The 17,631-nt window shown below is 70.9% G+C and carries 19 protein-coding genes; 18 read left to right on the top strand and 1 reads right to left on the bottom strand.

Translation table 11 applies throughout. From position 1 onward, the window contains the following. The first annotated feature begins 153 nt into the window (after positions 1-153). The 12 genes from ACIBLC_RS38210 (at position 154) to ACIBLC_RS38155 (ending at position 10,100) form a co-directional block, all read left to right on the top strand. Positions 154-639 (top strand): hypothetical protein, encoded by a 486-nt coding sequence (locus ACIBLC_RS38210; protein WP_399216080.1) that lies wholly within the window; start codon positions 154-156, stop codon positions 637-639. Between the two features lie 363 nt (positions 640-1,002). Then, positions 1,003-2,523 (top strand): ParB/RepB/Spo0J family partition protein, encoded by a 1,521-nt coding sequence (locus tag ACIBLC_RS38205; RefSeq protein ID WP_399216079.1) that lies wholly within the window; start codon positions 1,003-1,005, stop codon positions 2,521-2,523. Between the two features lie 143 nt (positions 2,524-2,666). Next, on the top strand, positions 2,667-2,993 hold the full coding sequence (locus ACIBLC_RS38200; protein ID WP_399216078.1) for a hypothetical protein: 327 nt from the start codon (positions 2,667-2,669) through the stop codon (positions 2,991-2,993). A 126-nt stretch (positions 2,994-3,119) separates the two neighbouring features. Further along, complete coding sequence (locus ACIBLC_RS38195) at positions 3,120-3,500, top strand: hypothetical protein (protein ID WP_399216077.1); 381 nt, start codon at positions 3,120-3,122, stop codon at positions 3,498-3,500. Positions 3,501-3,666: 166 nt separating this feature from the next. Further along, positions 3,667-4,527, top strand: a complete 861-nt coding sequence (locus tag ACIBLC_RS38190) for a hypothetical protein (RefSeq protein ID WP_399216076.1) — start codon at positions 3,667-3,669, stop codon at positions 4,525-4,527. 62 nt (positions 4,528-4,589) lie between these two features. Continuing rightward, positions 4,590-5,249 carry a cell envelope biogenesis protein OmpA gene (locus ACIBLC_RS38185; RefSeq protein WP_399216075.1) on the top strand — a complete coding sequence of 220 codons (660 nt, stop codon included), beginning with the start codon at positions 4,590-4,592 and terminating at the stop codon, positions 5,247-5,249. Further along, entirely contained in the window at positions 5,246-6,046 is an 801-nt protein-coding gene (locus ACIBLC_RS38180; RefSeq protein ID WP_399216073.1) for a hypothetical protein, read from the top strand. Before ACIBLC_RS38185 ends, ACIBLC_RS38180 begins: the two co-directional genes overlap by 4 nt. Before the next feature lie 43 nt (positions 6,047-6,089). Further along, the gene (locus tag ACIBLC_RS38175; RefSeq protein ID WP_399216072.1) at positions 6,090-6,617 is read left to right on the top strand and encodes a single-stranded DNA-binding protein; all 528 of its coding nucleotides are present in this window, start codon (positions 6,090-6,092) and stop codon (positions 6,615-6,617) included. Positions 6,618-6,700: 83 nt separating this feature from the next. Continuing rightward, the gene (locus tag ACIBLC_RS38170; RefSeq protein ID WP_399216070.1) at positions 6,701-7,525 is read left to right on the top strand and encodes a DNA-processing protein DprA; all 825 of its coding nucleotides are present in this window, start codon (positions 6,701-6,703) and stop codon (positions 7,523-7,525) included. Positions 7,526-7,591: 66 nt separating this feature from the next. Beyond that, a complete protein-coding gene (locus tag ACIBLC_RS38165; RefSeq protein ID WP_399216069.1) occupies positions 7,592-8,137 on the top strand; it encodes a hypothetical protein in 546 nt (181 codons plus the stop codon). An 8-nt stretch (positions 8,138-8,145) separates the two neighbouring features. After that, positions 8,146-9,369 carry a hypothetical protein gene (locus tag ACIBLC_RS38160; protein WP_399216068.1) on the top strand — a complete coding sequence of 408 codons (1,224 nt, stop codon included), beginning with the start codon at positions 8,146-8,148 and terminating at the stop codon, positions 9,367-9,369. A 95-nt stretch (positions 9,370-9,464) separates the two neighbouring features. After that, positions 9,465-10,100: a hypothetical protein gene (locus ACIBLC_RS38155; RefSeq protein WP_399216067.1), complete on the top strand. Its 636-nt coding sequence runs from the start codon at positions 9,465-9,467 to the stop codon at positions 10,098-10,100. A gap of 127 nt (positions 10,101-10,227) precedes the next feature. On the opposite strand, the gene ACIBLC_RS38150 is transcribed toward ACIBLC_RS38155, so the two are convergent. Beyond that, entirely contained in the window at positions 10,228-10,506 is a 279-nt protein-coding gene (locus ACIBLC_RS38150; RefSeq protein WP_399216066.1) for a helix-turn-helix transcriptional regulator, read from the bottom strand. Between the two features lie 201 nt (positions 10,507-10,707). Here ACIBLC_RS38150 and ACIBLC_RS38145 point away from each other — a divergent pair, with 201 nt between their 5' ends. From ACIBLC_RS38145 to ACIBLC_RS38120, 6 genes are all read left to right on the top strand, one after another. Further along, positions 10,708-11,448: a hypothetical protein gene (locus ACIBLC_RS38145; RefSeq protein ID WP_399216065.1), complete on the top strand. Its 741-nt coding sequence runs from the start codon at positions 10,708-10,710 to the stop codon at positions 11,446-11,448. A 194-nt stretch (positions 11,449-11,642) separates the two neighbouring features. Next, positions 11,643-14,351, top strand: coding sequence for a hypothetical protein (locus tag ACIBLC_RS38140; protein ID WP_399216064.1), 2,709 nt, complete (start codon positions 11,643-11,645; stop codon positions 14,349-14,351). A 303-nt stretch (positions 14,352-14,654) separates the two neighbouring features. After that, on the top strand, positions 14,655-15,191 hold the full coding sequence (locus ACIBLC_RS38135) for a DUF6248 family natural product biosynthesis protein (RefSeq protein WP_399216063.1): 537 nt from the start codon (positions 14,655-14,657) through the stop codon (positions 15,189-15,191). Next, on the top strand, positions 15,188-16,090 hold the full coding sequence (locus ACIBLC_RS38130; RefSeq protein ID WP_399216062.1) for a hypothetical protein: 903 nt from the start codon (positions 15,188-15,190) through the stop codon (positions 16,088-16,090). The genes ACIBLC_RS38135 and ACIBLC_RS38130 overlap by 4 nt, the downstream gene beginning before the upstream one ends. Before the next feature lie 82 nt (positions 16,091-16,172). Continuing rightward, positions 16,173-17,216: a phosphoadenosine phosphosulfate reductase gene (locus ACIBLC_RS38125; protein WP_399216061.1), complete on the top strand. Its 1,044-nt coding sequence runs from the start codon at positions 16,173-16,175 to the stop codon at positions 17,214-17,216. Beyond that, on the top strand, positions 17,213-17,518 hold the full coding sequence (locus tag ACIBLC_RS38120) for a hypothetical protein (protein ID WP_399216060.1): 306 nt from the start codon (positions 17,213-17,215) through the stop codon (positions 17,516-17,518). The genes ACIBLC_RS38125 and ACIBLC_RS38120 overlap by 4 nt, the downstream gene beginning before the upstream one ends. Positions 17,519-17,631 lie beyond the last annotated feature (113 nt).

Raw genomic sequence — 17,631 nt, 5'->3', positions numbered from 1 at the left:
GCAGTTGCGATGGATACGTAGTGACGTTTCATCAAAGTCGCAGTTCAGAGGCGGGTTCACATCCCAGAAGAATTCACTATTATTGATGTTGCTGGAGCTGTAGAGCCCACCATCGGACACCGAGCCCGCCGAGAGAGAGGAACACCCACTCCCATGAAGCCCCGCGATCTGGCCGCAGCGCTTGCCACTCCGACCGCACCACTGGTTCGCGAGGCACTCACCCACCTCCCGCTCAAGTCCCTGGAGGCACTGACCATCGAGGTCCTCACGGTCACCGAAGAGAAGCTGCGCCAGGCCGTGGTCGACCGGGTCATCGCCTTCGTAACAGCAGAGGACGAGGGCGCCGCAGCGCCGGTGGCGGCCTACTTCACGCCGACGGAGCGGAGGGCGGCGGGAGGCCTCACCTGGAGCCCGTTCATCGCAGCCCTCGCCAGCACCGAGGACATGCCGGACCTGCGGCACACCCGTACCAGCGCCGTCCCTGTACCGGCGCGAGAGGCAGAGCTGACAGACACGGTGTTCGCCGACCAAGAGCTGGCTGCCGCACTCAACCGGCTCGCGGCGGTGGACCCGCCCGGCCATGAAGACGTCCTACGGGTCCACCTGCCCACCCGTCAGGTCACCCGCATGACGGCCTGAGCCCAAGCCCGTGCGGGCACCCTCACCCTTCACCGCCCCGACCGCAAGGAGCCGGCATGTCCGTCACGTCGTCCGTGTATGCCGTCTACGGCGTGCTGATCGCGCCGCCCCGGGATCTCGGAGCGCTCTTGCGCCGCAGTGGAGCGATGCCCTGCCCTGCCTCACCGAGCGCCGAGGGCTCGCGGTCCTGTCGGGGCCGTCCTAGCTCCTCATACACGACCTGGACCGAAAGCAGCTCCAGGCTTCACGTTTTCGCAGGTCGGAGGGCATCTAGCCACTACCCATAAATGCACTATTATTGATATAGCCGGACGGGGAGTTACACCCCGCACTCGCCGCTGAGACAAGGAGAAGGAGAGCCACATGGCCACCGCCGTCTCGACCTCGACCACCACGCCCGCCGAACACGAGGGGGCCGTCGAGCAGATCACCCACCTCGACCCGGCGCAGCTCGTACGTGACGCGTGCAATGCCCGCGAGCACGACACCGAGCCGGACGACAAACTGATCACGTCCGTCAGGGAACTCGGCGTCGAGGAGCCCATCAGCGTCCGGCCCAAGCCGGACGGCACCTATGGGGTGTTCAAGGGCTGGCGGCGTGCGCAGGCCGCGCAGATCGCCAACGCTGCGGCCGAGCAGGAGGGCCGCCCCCTCCACATGGTCAAGGCGTTCGTCCGTAGCGACCTGGTGGAGAAGGACGGCTACACCCGCTTCCTGTCGCTGGTGGAGAACGACCACCGCCAGGAGATGGACGCCCGCGACACCCTCAGGGCCCAGGAACTGTCCCTGGTCGGCATGGACGAGGTCGACCAGGCCAGGGCCGTGAAGGCGATGGGCCTCAAGCGCGGAGCGGTCAAGCACCTGCGCACGGCGCAGAAGCTCGACGACGCGACCCTGCGGCAGGCCACGGCCGGGGGCATGGACCTGGAGCAGACCGCGCAGCTCACCGAGGTGGAGGAGATTCCCAACGCCACGCAGCGGCTGCTCAGGGCACTGGCGAAGGACCAGAATGAGGGCCGGGGCGGTCGCGGGCACTGGGACCAGGAGTTCGCCCTTCTGACGGAGGAGCAGGCCAGCACCAAGGCCCGCGAGGACGCCAAAACAGCTCTCCAGGAGTCCGGCGTCGCCCTGCTGTCCTCCCTCTCCTACGAGCAGCGGAAGTCGGTCCGGCCGCTGTCGGACCTCACCACCGGTCTCGGGGCCCCGCTCACCGCCGAGAACCACCACGGCTGCCACGGCCACTGCGCCAGGCTGGACGAGGACAACCAGCCCGTCTGGCACTGCTCCGAACCGGCCGAGAACGGCCACAAGGTCCGCAAGCAGCCCAAGCCGCGCCGCAGCGCTGAGGAAGAGGAGCAGGCGGCCCAGAAGTCGGCCGAGCGGGCGCGGGTCGTGTCCTGCAACCGGGCGTGGAAGGCCGCAGCCGGACCCCGCCAGCAGTTCGTGACGCGCCTGGTGAAGGGCAAGAGCCTGCCCGACGAGGCGCGGACCTTCGCTCAGCAGGTGCTGCTGGAGCTGCCCGAGTTCTACGGCAAGTGGGCCAGCAAGGGCGACACCGCCGACGTGGCACGGTTCCTGGGGGCCAAGGAGGGCGAGGACACGGCGGCGGCGGAACTGGCCGCCGCCCTGCCGAAGGCCAAGCTCGCGAACGTGCTGTTCGCCCAGGTCGCCGCCGCCTTCGAGGCCGACATCCGCGACCCGAAGACCTACGACATGGTCCGCTACCGGCCCGCCTACCTCTGGGAAGCCCCCAACCCACAGCAGGCCGCCTACCTGCTGCTCCTCGAAGCACTCGGCCAGGCCGACAACGGCAGCTACGCCCTGTCCGAGGTCGAGGACCAGGCCGTCACCCAGCACCGGCCCAAGACGCCGGACGCCGCCTGACCCTCACGCACCGGGGCCGGGGCCCCCCCCCCCCCCCCCCCCCCCCCCCCCCCCCCCCCCCCCCCCCCCCCCGGGGGCCGGGCCCCCCCCCCCCCCCCCCCCCCTCCCCACCCGACCACGACCGGCAACACCGGGAGTTCGTCATGCCGTCTTCCAGCCCCGCCGAACCCAAGCAGACCACCGCCCAACTCGACCAGCCGCTCACGCTCGATGTGCTGCGCTACCTGGTGCGCAACGACTGGTCGCGCCTGCCCGGCAAGACGCTGGTCGTCCTGTGCCGGGACGCCAGCGGCAACGGCTACTCACCGTTCAGCACCTACAGCCAGCACCGCTACTCCCCCGTCTACGGCCTCCACGGCGACGTCTACCCCCTGGAAAGCGCCCTGGCCAAGGACAAAGAGCTGCGCGAGCTGTACCCCGAGATCCCCGACGACGCCGTCGCCGCGCTCGTGCTCTTCCCCCTCGGCTGACCCGTCGCGCATACCCGGCGGGTGGCGACCACCCACCGGGCCCCGCGCGCACTCCGGCCACCCCGGCCCCGGGCGCCAGATCCGGCGCCCGGCTCCTCTCACCACAACAGGAAGTGAGCCTCCCCCATGACCACGCTCGACGAGGTCCGCGCGTTCGTCCGCGGCCTCCCCGACACCGAGACAGCCGCCGCCGTCCAGGAGGCAGCGACCTCCCGCCTGCTCCACCTGGACGCCGAAAGGCGCCCGGTCATCACCTCTGGCCGCACCGGACAGATCGACGGCAGCATCCGACCGGCGTCCCTGCGCGGGCTGACCGGCACCGTCCAGCAGCCCAACCGCACCCGCAGCAGGTTCGACTTCCTCCTCACCGAGGAAGCCACCATCCAACTGCGCCACCGCCAGGACCCGGACAACCCCCGCTTCAAGATCCCCGGGAGCATGAAGCGCTTCCGGCTGGCCAAGGTCCCCGCCTCGTGCATCGACCTGGACGACCCGACCGACTCCTGAGCACCGGCGCTCCGGGGGCAGCACACCCGCTGGCCCCCGGAGCGTGCGCCAGCCCGCCGGCATGGAGGCGCACCGCGACGGGCTCAGTCCGTGGCGGGCTCCCTCCGCCAGGACAGGAGCGGCCGCCCTCTCCGCGACATGGCACCGCGGGCTTCATCCACCTCTCATGAAAGGACGGCCTGTGATGCTGGTCCGCCTCTCCCCCGCCCAGCGTGACCTCCTGCTCGACCACCTGCGTTTCGGCAGCCGTCCCGTGCGCGGAAGCCACACGCTCCGCACCGCCCTGGACACCGCCTCGCTGACAGACCAGCACTACGAAGTGGACATGACCACCGAGATGGTCGAGGCCGCCTCGTTCCTGTTCCGCTTCACATCTGCGAGCGGCGGACCCAGTCAGGAGAACTCGCGCAGTTTCGACGCCGAGTATGTCCTCGGGCCCCGTCAGCAGACCCATCGCGAGCGGCTGATGTCCGCTCTCGCCGCAGGCGCCGAGATCCGCGAGGTCCGTTCCTTCCACGACGCCGCCCATCGGCCCCGGCACGGGAACGATCCGGAACCGTGGGTCATCACCGACACGGCGCTCAACGCGGAGTTCTGCCTCCCGGACGACGACGTCCACCCCGTGTGGCCCCTCCAGCCGGTGCTGGTCATCAGCGACAGCCTCGCTGACGATCCGGTGGGCCTGTTACCCAACCGGATAGCGCTCCGCCACATGCCGTCGGTGCTGTTCAGCGCCCAGGAGTACCAACTCGCCCCGCTCGTACTCCTCGATGACCGCAGCTACGCCACCTTCACACTCCGCCACATGCCGCGCCGCCCGGGACTGATCGTCGTCTGCGCCGACCTCGACGACGGCACGACCTACCCACGGAGTGTCGCCATCGGCGCTGAGGCCGTCCTGACGGCCGGGCAGGACCTGAGCTGGCTCCGCCTGCGCATGCACGACGCCACCGAGTGCCAGTACCTCCCCCTGGACGACCTCCTGACCGGCGACACCTCCGAGCCGCCCTCGTCGCCCGACAGTTGACGCCCTCCACCGGGCGGCTGCCACCACAGGCAGCCGCCCCTTCTGATCCAAGGACGTGGCCGATGCCCTCGATACCTCAACGCTGCGCGCGCCGACCGCTCGCGGGCGGCCTGGTCGTGCCGTATGTGTCCCTGATCCATGATGGCCACGCCGCGTTCGGGAGCCTCGATGCCGAGCGGGCCCGAACCGCTCTCGTACGGCGCCTGTGTCAGATCTGCGCCGAACGGCTGGAGGAACGCTGCTTCCTGATCGTCCGCCCGGCCGACGCAGTCCGCGGTATCTCACCCGAACCCGCCCTGCACCCCGAGTGCCTGCCCTACACCGCCGCGTACTGCCCCATGCTCAACGGCACCGTCACGCACTACCGCAGCCGCGCGGTCCTGGCCGGCCACCCCGCCGGGCGCCGCTGCACCGACCCGTCCTGTTCCTGCCCAGAGCGCTCGCCCGACCAGGGCCACACCGCCCGCAGAGGCGCCCGGGCCGACCGGTACGAAGCCTGGATGATCCACACCCGCGAGTACCGCCTGACCGGCCCCGATGACCAGCCCGGCGTCATCTCCGGCATCAGCCTCGACGTTCCCGTCCTGCGTAAACGGCTCCTGCGCAACGCGACGCTCCCACCCGAGCAGCAAGACCTGCTGAACCTGCTGCGCACCGACCTGGACGGGCCCTCATGGCCTCCCGCTCCCGGGCGCCGTCATCACCGAAGGAGACTCCCGTGATCACCCCCGACCCGCTGACGCCCGAGGGTGCAGCCGTCCTCGACCTGCACGAGGAGATGGAGAACCTCGAAAAGCGCACCGGCGACTGGCCCGGCGCCGACGTCGTCGACATCCTCGGCATGTGGCTCGCCGACTTCGACTTCACCCGCGCGCCGGCCCGCGCGCGTTGGGTCGCGGGCAGCGCCTGGGTCCTGCGCCGCCAGGACCGGCACGAGGACGTCGTGACGCTGTGGGCCGACGAGGCCTCCGCACTCGGCTCCCTGGCCCAGCACGCCCGCGCCAACTGGGACAACGTGTGGGGAGCCGACGGCATCCCCGACTCCCCGCCCGCCAGCGACCGAAGGGCCGTCGATCTGTACTACGGGCCCAAGGACGAACGCGGCGATGAGGACTACTGGCTGTACTCCGACGACATCGGCAGGCTCGCGTCCACGATGCCCGCGCCGGACGGCTTCCGCTTCCCTGACGAGGAGTTCTGCGCGCAGGCGAACAGCGCGGCTGTCTTCCACCCGATGACCGGCCCCGCCGACGAGGGACTGCCCTGCATCGAGATCGGCGGTGTACTGGTCTTCGCCTACCTGGACCCTGAGATGCAGGCCGTACGGGTGTCGGTGCACCTCGACACCACCATCGAGGATCTGGTGCGCGGCGACGTGACAGTCCCGCTGCATGTCAAGGTCGAGGACGCCACGGTGTTCAGCGCGGGCGCCCGGCCGGTACCGGCGAAAGCGCGGTCCCGGCGGCTGCGCAGGCTGGTCCGCCGGGCGCGGTGGATGCGCTGGTGGAGGGGGGATTGACGCCCACCGAAGATACACTATTATTGCTTTTGGAGGTGCTCGCATGTTCCCGCCCATCACGCACGTGTCCGGCACCATCGCCAGCGAAATCGAAATCCGCTTCACCGATGGCGGGCTGGCGGTCTGCCGGTTCCGCCTCACCGAAGTCCCCAGGCAATGGGACGCCGCCACCCAGAAATGGCGCGACGGAACCCCGATCCCGTACGTGTGCACCGCCTGGGACGACATCGCCCGCAACGCCACCGAGTCACTCGTCAGCGGAACGGCCGTCCTCGTCCGGGGCCGCATCACGGAGATCAAGGACAACGCGATCCGCCTCAGCGTCGACGACCTCGGGGTCAGCCTGCGCGAGCACATCGCCTACACCGATGCGGGTCTGCCCGGCCCGGGCGCCGCCGCCCCCGTCACTCCGCCCCCTGCGCCGCAGCCCACCGAGCAGGCCGCCTCCGAACCGGCCACCAGGCGACCGGGCAACCCGCCCGGCTGGTGGGACGAACGCCGGTCCTCCGGCTGGTCCGCGCCCGGCGCCTCCACGGCCGCCGACGCTTCTCCCCTTCGCGTCGGCAGCTGACTGTCTCCCCCTTTCCCTTCGCCTCGCCCATCGGGCGCGGCACCGCTCGCCTGCCGGTGCCGCGCCGTATCCGAAAGGCCGCCATGTCCGACCGTGCCGCCCTCGCCGCGCTCTCCAGCCACTTCACACCCGACCAGGTCGCCGCCGACCTCGCCCAGTACTCCCCCGCCGAGGTATGGCAGCAGCGTGTCCGCCTCGACAACACCGGCCGCCTGGCCCAGTACCGGCCGGAGACCGAGCTCTCAAACGGCCAGCTGACGTGCCGCTTCGTCATCCCCACCGACGCGCAGTGGCCCGGTGCCCTGGCCGACCTCGGCCCCGCCTGCCCGCTGGGCCTGTGGGTCCGCGGACACGACCAGCTGCCCAAACTGGCCACAAGCACCGTCGTCGTGACCGGCAACCGCGCGGCCAGCCCGGAGGCCATCGAGCGCTCCACCGCGTTCGCCACGGCTGTCGCCGAGGCCGGACACACCGTCGCCGCAGCCCTCGCCTACGGCGTCGACGCCGCAGCCCACGAAGCCGCCCACCTCATAGGCGGGCCCACGCTGGCCGTCCTGCCGCGCGGCCTGGACCAGGCCTACCCCCACAACCACGCCCCGCTCCTGAACACCATCACCGAGAACGGCGGCGCGGCCGTCAGCCTCTACCGGCCAGGCACCGTGACCAGCGGCGCAACCCTCAAAGCCAGCGCCGCACTCCTCGCCGCCCTCTCCCGCGCGGTCATTCTCATCGAAGCCCTGGACCACGCCCAGGCCCTGCGCACCGCCGAGGCCGCGATCACCTTCAAGCGGACCCTGCTGGCCGTCCCGTCCGACGGAGGCGTCCGCGCCGGGGGCAACGCCCGCCTGATCGCCGAACGCCGCGCCCTCCCTTGCCCCAGCCCCGCGCGAGCGCTCGAACTGCTCTGACCACCCCCAGACCGCCCGTGCCCGGACCTCCCCCGATCCGGGCACGGGCCCCAGAAGGGATCCGCCGTGACCGCCCCTCTCACCTGGCCCGCGTTCATCGAGGCCACCGACCGCCTGCGCGCAGCCGCCAACGCTCTCGCCCTGCTGATCGCCGACACCCTCAGCGCCCAGTACTGCGGCGCAGCCGCCTACCTGGTCCTGGAGGAGGACCCATTCAACGGCTCCATGACGCTGCACAGCGTGCTCGCTGGCGACGGCCGGGCCCTCTTCGAGTTCGGCGACGACTACGCGCGGCTGCCGGCACTGCCGCAAAGCTCTCCCCTCGCCGACGCTTGGGGATGCCTCGACCCGGCGGACCCCCGCGCACTGTTCAAAGCCGTCCAGGGCCTACACCAGGCAGGATCTCTCTTCGACCAGCTCCCCATCGACCTTCCCGGCGACACGGCCACCGACCCCGAAGACAGCTGCTGCCTGCTGCTCTCCAAGGAAGCGCGCCCCGAGAACTGGGACGTCGCCAGGGCACACGCCTCGCGGCTTGTCCGCCCCTACAGCGCGCCCTTCCCCGCGGTGCCGGAACACTCCGCGCGCTCCTTACCGCCCAGCACGCGGTGAGGCCCGCCATGCCCAGCAGCAGCGCCTACACACCGCCGCTGCCCGGCCTCAGCACCACCGATGACATCGACACCGTCATCAACTGGGGCCTGGGCGCGGACTCGACGGCGTATCTGGCGAAGATGCTCACCGACCCCGCGGGGTATGGCATCGACCTGGACCGCACCGTCGTCCTCTACATGGCCACCGGAAGCGAGTGGCCCGAAACCCGCCTCCTGGTCGAGGAGTTCGCGTTGCCGATGCTGCGCGAGCACGGCGTCAGGTTCATCCAGCTCGCCCGCAACGGCCACCTTGCCGCCGAAGGGATCACGGTCCTGGACGACTCCCGCCACCCCGAACGCCTCTACGCCCGCGGGGCGTGGACGCTGTGGGACGAGATGGAGTCCGTGGGCACGGTTCCCCAGCAGGCCGGCACCCGCAAATGCAGTCTCCGTGCGAAGGGAGACGTCGGAGACCGGTGGATCCTCGGCGTCATGGGCGGGCGCCCGTTCCGCCAGATCATCGGGTTCAACGCCGACGAGGCCGGGCGCTGTCTGAAGGACCAGGCCAACTCCAAGCTCCCTGGCCGCACCGGTGAGTTCCCGCTCGTCGACTGGGGCTGGGGCCGGCGGGAGTGCGAGGGCTACCTGCTGGAGTGCTTCGGCGTGCACTGGCCCAAGAGCTACTGCACGTTCTGCTGCTACCCGATCTCCATGGGCTCGCTGGGCGCCCACATGGAGCGCATGCGCACCCACCCCGGCATCGCGGGTGAGGTGCTGCGGCTGGAGTACACGGCGATGAGCCTCAACCCCAACGCCAAGCTCTACGGCAAGAAGAGTCTCCTGGAGCTCTTCGACCCCACCCAGGAGCGAGACCGGGCCTGTCTGGAGGCCTTCGAGCGCGAGCTCGAAATGCCGTGGGCGCTCTACCGCGTTCGACGGCTGTTCCTGCTCGCTTTCGACGGCGGCCACCGCCCCGTCATGCGCTCCACCGAACGCATCGACCTCGGTCGGCCCGGGCAACTCGCCCACCGGCTCACCACCGTGTCCGAGCGGCACGGCCTCGACGTAGAACGCGACCACCAGTACGGGCGCGCCCGCGCCTGGTTGCGCCCCCGCGGCGCGGCCTGGCCGATGGCGGAGGAACTCTTCACCACCGCGCCCGCCCGCGTGATCGACAAACAGGACAAGAACTTCGAGAAGGAGTGGCGGGCCCACCTCGCGGGCGCCACCGCGCAGCTGCCTCTCGCCTGAACCGCCCTCTCCCGCCCGCTGTTTCGTCCGGAAGGACTTCCTCATGCGTGCCCGCATGCCCTCTTCCCGCGCCCCTCTCCAGCTTGGCCCGCGCCGTGCTGTACCTGGCAACGCCCTCCGGGCCTGAGGTCCGGGCCGCGATGCAGGCCGGCCTGCTCGGCTGCATGACGACCCCAGCCCAGGGCAACCTGATCCCGGCCAGCGCCCACTACGCGTGCGACAACGGCAAGTTCGGCAAGGGCTGGCCCGGCGCCGACGCCTGGTTCGCGTGGCTCACCGCCACCGTCCAGCGCTACGGGCCCGACCTCTGCCTGTGGGCCGTGGCCCCCGACGTCCCCATGAACGCCGCGGCCACCCTCGCCGAATCCCTGCCCTGGCTGGGACGCATCCGCTCGCTCGGGATCCCCGTCGCCTTCGCCGCCCAGGATGGCAGCGAACAGGACGGGCTCATCCCCTGGGACGCGATCGACGTGCTGTTCCTCGCGGGCTCCACCGAGTGGAAAACCTCGCCAGCCGCCCACCGTCTGGCCCAGCAGGCCCGCGACCGCGGCCTGGCTGTCCACATGGGCCGGGTCAACTCCCGCCGGCGTCTGCGCATCGCGCAGGCCTTCGGCTGCACCACAGCCGACGGCACCTACCTCGCCTTCGGCCCCGACACCAACCTCCCCCGCCTCCTGGCGTGGATGAACGAACTCCACATCACACCCACACTGTTCGGAGACCCGACATGACCGCCCGGCCCGTCGGTGGCGCGTCCCTCCTGGACGTCCTCGGCCCGTTGCCGTCCATCACCGCGTTGCCGGTGAGCGGCGGGGGCAGTTGGGCCCGCGCGCCTCGACCCCGATCGCGCGCGGCGGGTTACCTGGGCTCAGGATCGGTGATCAGGCTGTTCAAGTCGCGGAAGAGGTCTTCCACGTCAACGCTGAGGGCGTCGGCCAGGGCGAACACCTTGTCCACGGAGACGTTGCGCCGGCCGCCCTCCACGCCCACGTAGAAGACGCGGTTCATTCCTGCGGCCAGCGCCAGTTGGGCCTGGGACAGGCCCGCGCGGCTGCGCAGCTCCTTCAACCGCCTGCCGAGGGCCTGCCGGCGCGCCAGAACGGCGGGGTCGGCGGTGTCAGTGGGCTCGTTCGGCATGAGCAAACGGTAGCCGACACAGGGGTGTCGCCTATACGCGACACGAGGTGTAGCTTATAAGCGACTTTCGATAGCTGCTCCTGACGCGTCCCGACGCCATCTCGTTGGAGCCCGACGCACTGGCGAATCCGCAATGTCCATGAACTCCCGCCCCCAACACCTCACTTACTCCCTGTAGGACAACTCGAACCGGAGGACCTCATGGCTCCCTCGCCTCTGAGCCACGACCAACGCGTCAGGATGGCCGCTCTGTTGGGCGACACTCCGGCGGCCCGTGACGGCCTGGTCCACCAGCTGACGCAGAACGTGCACACCTGCACGCACCACGTCCACCCCGCCCTTCCCCGTCTGAGCCTCACCGTGTTCATGGGCGAGCAGATGGGGCCCGTCCTGCGCCGTCTGCTGGACGCCGAGGCCGAGGCCGAGCGCCTGACCGCAGAGGTCGACGGGCTCCGCCGTGCCGCATCCGGGAGCGTCGGCGCCGCCGTGCGCAGCGTCCACCAGCGCGGACACGAGCTCCACCTGCCCCTGGCGCTCCTGGAGTTCCTCACCGGCGAGGCCGAGACCGCCGCACTGGCCGATCCGGACACCCTGCCCCGGGACGGCTTCGAGGTGGTCATCTCCAGCTCCGGCACCAGCCACACCGTCGCGGAAGAGGTCCGCTGTATGGGGTGCGGCGCCATCACTACGCAGGCAGGGTTCGACGGGCAGGGCTGGACTCTTGAGCGCCTGGACCGGATGGCCGACCGGCACCGGTGCCTGCCCAGGGTCAGCAGCGATGACGCGCTGGACGAGATCCAGGACTGCACCTGCGTCGAGTTCTGCAACGAGGACCCGAAGACGGCCTGCACCTTGTCCGGCACCCGCCACGTGCACCCCGCCAGCCAGGGCGCCGGCTTCGGCCCGTGCCCCGTCCATCGCGACACCCCCGGCGACCTCTGATCCACCCCGCACACCCCGTAGCCGTGACGCCGGGCCCGGGTCGCCATCGTGCCCCACGGCCCGGCGCCATGGCGGCCCGGCAGAGCAGTTCGTTCCACCGCGAACCGGCCGTCCCTGCATGCGCCCCGCCTGTCCGACGGCAGGCCCGGCCACCCCGGCACACCAGAAGCCGGGCCCACCTTCGGAGGACTGTTATGACCGACCACGTCCCGGCCCCGCGCCAGACCGGCCCCGACCCGGAACCAGCCGCGGAGATCACCCAGCTGACCGCGGAACTCGCGCACCTCAGCTCCGAGGCGCAGCGGTTGACCGCCGCGGCCGAGCCCGCGGGCGAGCCGGGCACCGCGCTTGTTCAGGCCGCCGGCCAGCAGGCCGTCGAGGCCAAGGCGAGCATGGTCCGTCAGCTCGCCCGGCTGCAGCACCTGCAAGACGACATCGACCGGCGCAGGAAGCGGCTCCGGGATCTGATGGAGGCGCAGATGCGGGCCGCCCACCGGATGCTTCAGCCGCTGAAGGCGCAGGCCGCGCGCATGCAGGAGGGGATCGAGGCGATCACCCTGTACCTCGGCATCGAGGAGGGCATCGAGACGCTGCGGGACGGCGAACCCGCGGAGGCGGATACGCCGGTGGTGTTGCGGCAGATGGTCCTCAGCGCGGATCAGGAGTGCATGGTGGCCGCCGAGAGCGGAGGCCTGGACGTCGAGGGCCTGGACGACTTCTTCGCCTGGCTGCTGGCCGACGACCGGCACCTGGCCCAGGTCCTGCCGGAGCCCAAGGGCATCGTCGCCCTGGTGCCCAGCCGCACCGAGCGCCACTACGGCGCGGACCCCTGGTTCAACGCCGCGATGAAGAAGGCGAACGCCACAACGTTCTTCCTGGTCCGCAACGGTGACCGCCTCTACGCGGTGTTCAACGAACTGAAGCTGCAGGGGCGGCTGTTCCCGGCCGCCGACGAGTTCGCCAGCCTGTTCCGTGACCACCAGGGGCGTCCGCTGGAGCCGGGCAGTCACCAGTGGGAGAAGGCCGAGGAGACCGCGGACGCCACCCGTCGCCAGTACATGAAGGTCGGCCTGCTGCTCCAGGGGCTGGCCGACCGCACCACGATCCTGCACCCCCACCCCGAGCAGGGGCTGAACCTCCTCGACCAGAACGCCATCGACGCCGGCCGGGTCGTCCTTGTCCCCGACGCCGAGGACGCCTATGCGCTCGGCGACGGAAGCGAGCGGTTCACCAACTGGCACAAACGCGTCAACGCGCAGCTGAGGACCGGCATGCGGATCATCGTGGCCAGCAGGAGCACGGCCTTCCGCGACCTGGCGTACGGCCGCGAGGACTACCGGCGCGGTCACTCCCGCCTCCACCCGCCGACCGCCGACGCCCCCAGCCCCGGCACGGTCCACACGATCGAGGAGCGCCGTCCGGACGGAGGACTGGTGATCCGCTACGCGCGTGCGGACGAGGTGTGGACCGACCGGGGCCCCCGGCCCGCGCGGGTCCGCGCCTCGTGCACGGTGCGCGCCGATGATTCCTTCGTCCTGGCCTACGACGCAGCCGATCCCGACCTGCTGCGCGCCTTCCTGCGGAACCGGGTCGACCGGGCGCACTACCTGGACATGGTGCCGGTGATCAATGCCGCTCTCGCCGCCAAGGCGCAGGAGCGGGCCGCCGAGGCGCCGTTCCGGCAGATGGCCGTCGGCATGCTGATGCAGGAGGCCGGCGTACGCGTGGAAGAAGCCAAGGAGGCCGTTCTCAGCCTGGTCGACTGGTGGAAGTTCGCCAACCGGGTGCACCGCCCGCTGACCGGCCGCGGCGCCGACGCCGACGCCAAGGCCGCCCGGGAGATCCTGGCCGAGTTCCGCCGCCGTCGGCGCACCGGCCACGGCCGCGCCACCGAGGAGGTCGTGGAGGCCGTGGCCGCCCGGCACCAGGAAGTGCTCCTGATCGCCCAGACCCACGCCGGTCACCTCGTCGTCCTCACCGCGCAGGCGGACGGTCCGTTCGTCACGGAGCACACCTACACCCGCCGCGGGCTGGCGCGGGACAGCCGGGAGTGGGTCCTGCCCGGGGCGCGCCCCAACCGTTGGACCGTTCTGCGCAGTACACCGCGGTGGGAGAACTGGGACCGGGGCGCCACCCCGGCGGAGCACCTGAGCGGCCCGGAGCGCGAAGTCCTCGCCCAGCAGGCCGCCCGGCTCGCCCGCGCGGAGTTTCCCGGCCGGGAGGTCGCGGCCGTCACCCTTCAGGGCACGCACGCCGTGGTCGTGTGGACGGTCAGCTCTTGGGGCCGGGTCGACGAGGACCGCCCAGCTACCGGCAAGGCGGAACCCGTCACGGTCGAGGGCTACGGCGTCCGCTGGCGCCGGGACCGGCGTCAGCAGCCGGTCGCCGGACCGGGCAGTTCGTTCGGCCAGCGCACCTGGGACCAGAAGGGAGACCGCCGCTCCTGGGAGGCCTCATGGGGGCAGACGGCCAGTGTCCTCAGCCTGGACAGCGACCTGGTCCAGCGAGCCGACGCCGCCCACGAGCGGTATCAGGCGGTGGCGCGGCGGCGCGATGCGATCCGGGACGCCGCCCGCACCGCCTACCGGACCGCGGAGACCATCTGGAACGAGCGCCAGGAGAAGAACGCCTACAGCGCCTTCCTTGCCGAGTACGGGGAGCCGTCCCTGTGGGAGGGCCACCGCAAGACGATCACACTCGCTCCGATGCCCGAGCTCCCCGACCAGACCCCTGGCAGCTCCCGGCTGCTCGGGACGACCTGCTTCACCGCCCTCATCACGCTCATCGAGGCCGGCGCAGACCTGTCCGACTACACCCTCGGCACGGCGCTGGAGACCCAGGGCCTGACCGGCATCCCCGCAGCGCTCCACACTCTGCCTCTGCACCGCCCCCGAGACGCCTGACAGCAGCGGCTCGTCCGCGGCCCCCCACACGGAGTCGCGGACGAGCCCTCTGGCCAGCGCAGACCGTTCGCCGCTGGAGATGGCTCTCGAACCGCAGGTCCCGCCGCGTTCAGGCCACCCCGGAAGCCGGGCTGTGGAGCCACGACCAGAGGCCGCGAAGTCCCGGCCGCGGATCCCGGCTCGCGACCGGACCGACGCCCACGCAACTCCCAACAGACCTGACCCGGTACGCGTCACGACAGGCCGCCAGCACATCGCGCGGCCCTCTGCACCGTCCACTGCCGCTTCTCGCCTCCCGGCCAGATGCCCGAACTCCGCATCACCTCACCTCACCCGCCTTGGAGCCCACCCATGACCACCCGCCTGCGTCACGTCGGCGCTGCAATCCTGGGAATCCTCGAACCTGTCCCCTCCCCCACCGCCTCTCCCATGAGCGAGAAGAAAGGCGCCTGGGTCCGCGCTCACGCCTGGCCCGAGGCAGTGCGCCGGATCGACGACGCCTACCCCCACGGGTTCCACCGCTGGTGCTCCTGCGAGAGCGGGATCTGCAACCCCTGCATGACCGAACGGCACGACAGGTGCGTCAGCACGGGCGGACCCCGCGTCGACAAGCACGCCGGCACCATGACGGACGGCAAGGGTTTCGTTGTTGCCGTGATCCGCTGGGCACCCGGGCAGCGACCGTGCCGGTGGATCTGCCCCTGCACCCACACCGTGCGCGAGAAGCAGACCGCGCCTGACGACATCACCGCGCCGCAGCGTGTTCAGGAGGCGCAGCTCTGGCTCTTCGACGCCTCCGACCAGGAGGACGAACTCCCGGGCGGGAGGGCGGCGTCGTGACCGGAGCTGTGCAGGAGGTCCTGCCGTTCGAGGACCTCGCCGAGACACCGAGCGTCTCTCCCTGGTGCCAGCGATGGCGCGTGGGTCAGCACTCCTGGAGGCACGTGCGGGACGGCGGGTTCGACGCACGCCGGTACCGGGTGGACGTCATCCAGGACGAAGAGCCCGGCAAGCAGTTCGTCCTCACCCACCACTACTCCCACTCCTACCCGGCCGCGAAGATCCAATTTGGGATGTACGACGTCTCCGGGCGCAGGCGCCGACTCGTTGGCGTCGCCGTGTTCGGAGTGCCGGTCAGCAGCGCTGTCCTGACCAAGCCCTTCCCTGACCTGCGCCCTTTCACCGAATCCGTCGTGTGCTCGCGGTTCGTTCTGCTGGATGAGTGCCCGGGAAATTCGGAGAGTTGGCTCCTCGCGCGCTGCCACGCTGCACTGCTCGACAACGGTGTGCGGGGCGTCGTTTCCTTCGCCGATCCTGTCCCCAGGCGTACCGCTTCCGGCGTCCTGGTGATGCCCGGGCACGTCGGGACGATCTACGCAGCCACGAACGCGGTCTACGCCGGCCGGGCCACGGCCCGGACGGTGAAGGTGCTGCCCGACGGCACGGTCTTCAACGACCGGACCGCGCAGAAGATCCGCCGCCGGGAGCAGGGCTACCGGTACGCCCAGGAGCAGCTCATCGCGCTCGGAGCGCCGCGGCCGCGCCCCGGCGCCGACCCGGCCCTGTGGCTGCGCGAGGCCCTGGCCGCGGTCGGCACCCGCAACGTCCGTCACCGCGGTCCCCACCGCTGGGTGTTCCGGCTCGGCCGAACCCGCCGCGAGCGCGAAGAGATCCGGCTCGGCCTGCCGGTCCAACAGTCCTACCCCAAGCACCCCGACCCCGAGCCCGTCCCCTCCTGAAGCGGGTGTACCGGAGCCTCCTGCGCTCAGCCCCGCGCACTCGCCTTTCACCGCCCCGCCCCGCCATCCTGTTGGAGTCGTCATGCCCACGCGTTCCGCCAACCGCCCCCTGCAGACCCCTGATCTGGCCTCGTACGACCTGCTCGCCCCCCAGCTGTCCGGCGGGAAGGACTCCGCGGTCATGAACTGCGTGTTCATGGAGGCCGCAGAGCGCGCCGGCGTCGTTGACCGGGTGATCTCCTACCACTCCAGTCTCGGCGTGCTGGAGTGGCCGGCCGTGGTCTTCAACGGCGTCCGCTACCCGGGGGTGTCCGAACTCGCCGCCCTGCAGAGCGCCGCGTTCGGTATCCCGGCCGACCGGCACATCGAGGTCACCCGCACGCTCCCCGCCCCCGACGGCACGCGGATGCCGCACAGCCTGCTCACCGAGATCGCCGCCTACGGCCGCTTCCCCCGCATGGGCAGCCCTTACTGCCGAAAAGCCGCCAAGGAGAGCGTCGTCTCCGCCGCCTGGACACCGATGGTGACCCGCATGAAGCGCGAGCTCGGCCGCCCGGTTCGAATCCTGAAGGTCATGGGCCTGCGCAGCGACGAGGGCCCCGACCGCAAAAGGCGGCCCGCTTTCCGCAACGTCCAGTCCAACAGCGCCCGCGTCGTCGACGAGTGGCTGCCCGTCAAGGAATGGTCCACCGACGCCGTCAGGGAATGGCACGCCACGGCGCCGGTTCCGTACTGCTGGACGTACGACTCCGTCCCCGGCGCCGGGGACTGGGCAGGCACCTCCCGCTGCTCCTGCTCCCTGTGCGTCTACGCCGGCCGTCGCGACACGCTGCTCTCCACCGGACGGCGGCCGCGGGTCGCCGACCTGTATGCCGAGGTCGAACAGGTGCGGGGCGACAGCTTCCGCGCCGACTGGCGCATCACCGACCTCATCCGCCATGCGAAGACCTGCGGCGCGCCCGACCCAGGCATCATCTGCCCCGACGACGGACCCGAGTTCGCCGAACTCCAGGTGCAGGTGCGGGCAGCACTCAAGCTGGAGCCCCGCAAGGAGACCGACCTGGCCCGCAAAGGCGGCCGTGCCCTGTGCGACGGCTGCGCGGTCCAAGGCGAGGCAGCGGCATGACCGCCGTTTATCCGCCCTGGATCATCCGCTACGAAGGCCCCGGCTACTGCCTCTCCGAAGCAGCCGACACGGAATCCGCCGCGTACCTCCGCGCCCGGGATCAGGCCGCCATCGCCGAAGCCGACCGCCCCCTAGGCATCACGCTCCGGATTGGCGGACAGGATGTCTGCCTTCGCCACGTGGGCCGTATCTGGATCCTCCGGTTCACCGAGGCGGATATGGACTACGCCCCTCACTGCCACAGCTGGAACTACGGCGTGCCCTCTACGCGTGCCCTCACCAGGCTTCCCGACGATTTTTAGGAGTCCACCTGCTCCTGCTCGTGCAGCAGATGCGGCCCGACCCCGCGGTCCGTCGATCTGGCCCGCGCCCACCACCGCCCCGCCGGAAGCCTCGACCTGAGGCCGGCACGCCC

Origin of the sequence: Streptomyces sp. NPDC050535 (assembly GCF_044457665.1) — a bacterium.
GTDB lineage: Bacteria > Actinomycetota > Actinomycetes > Streptomycetales > Streptomycetaceae > Streptomyces.
This window is presented reverse-complemented; position numbering and strand designations above follow the sequence as displayed.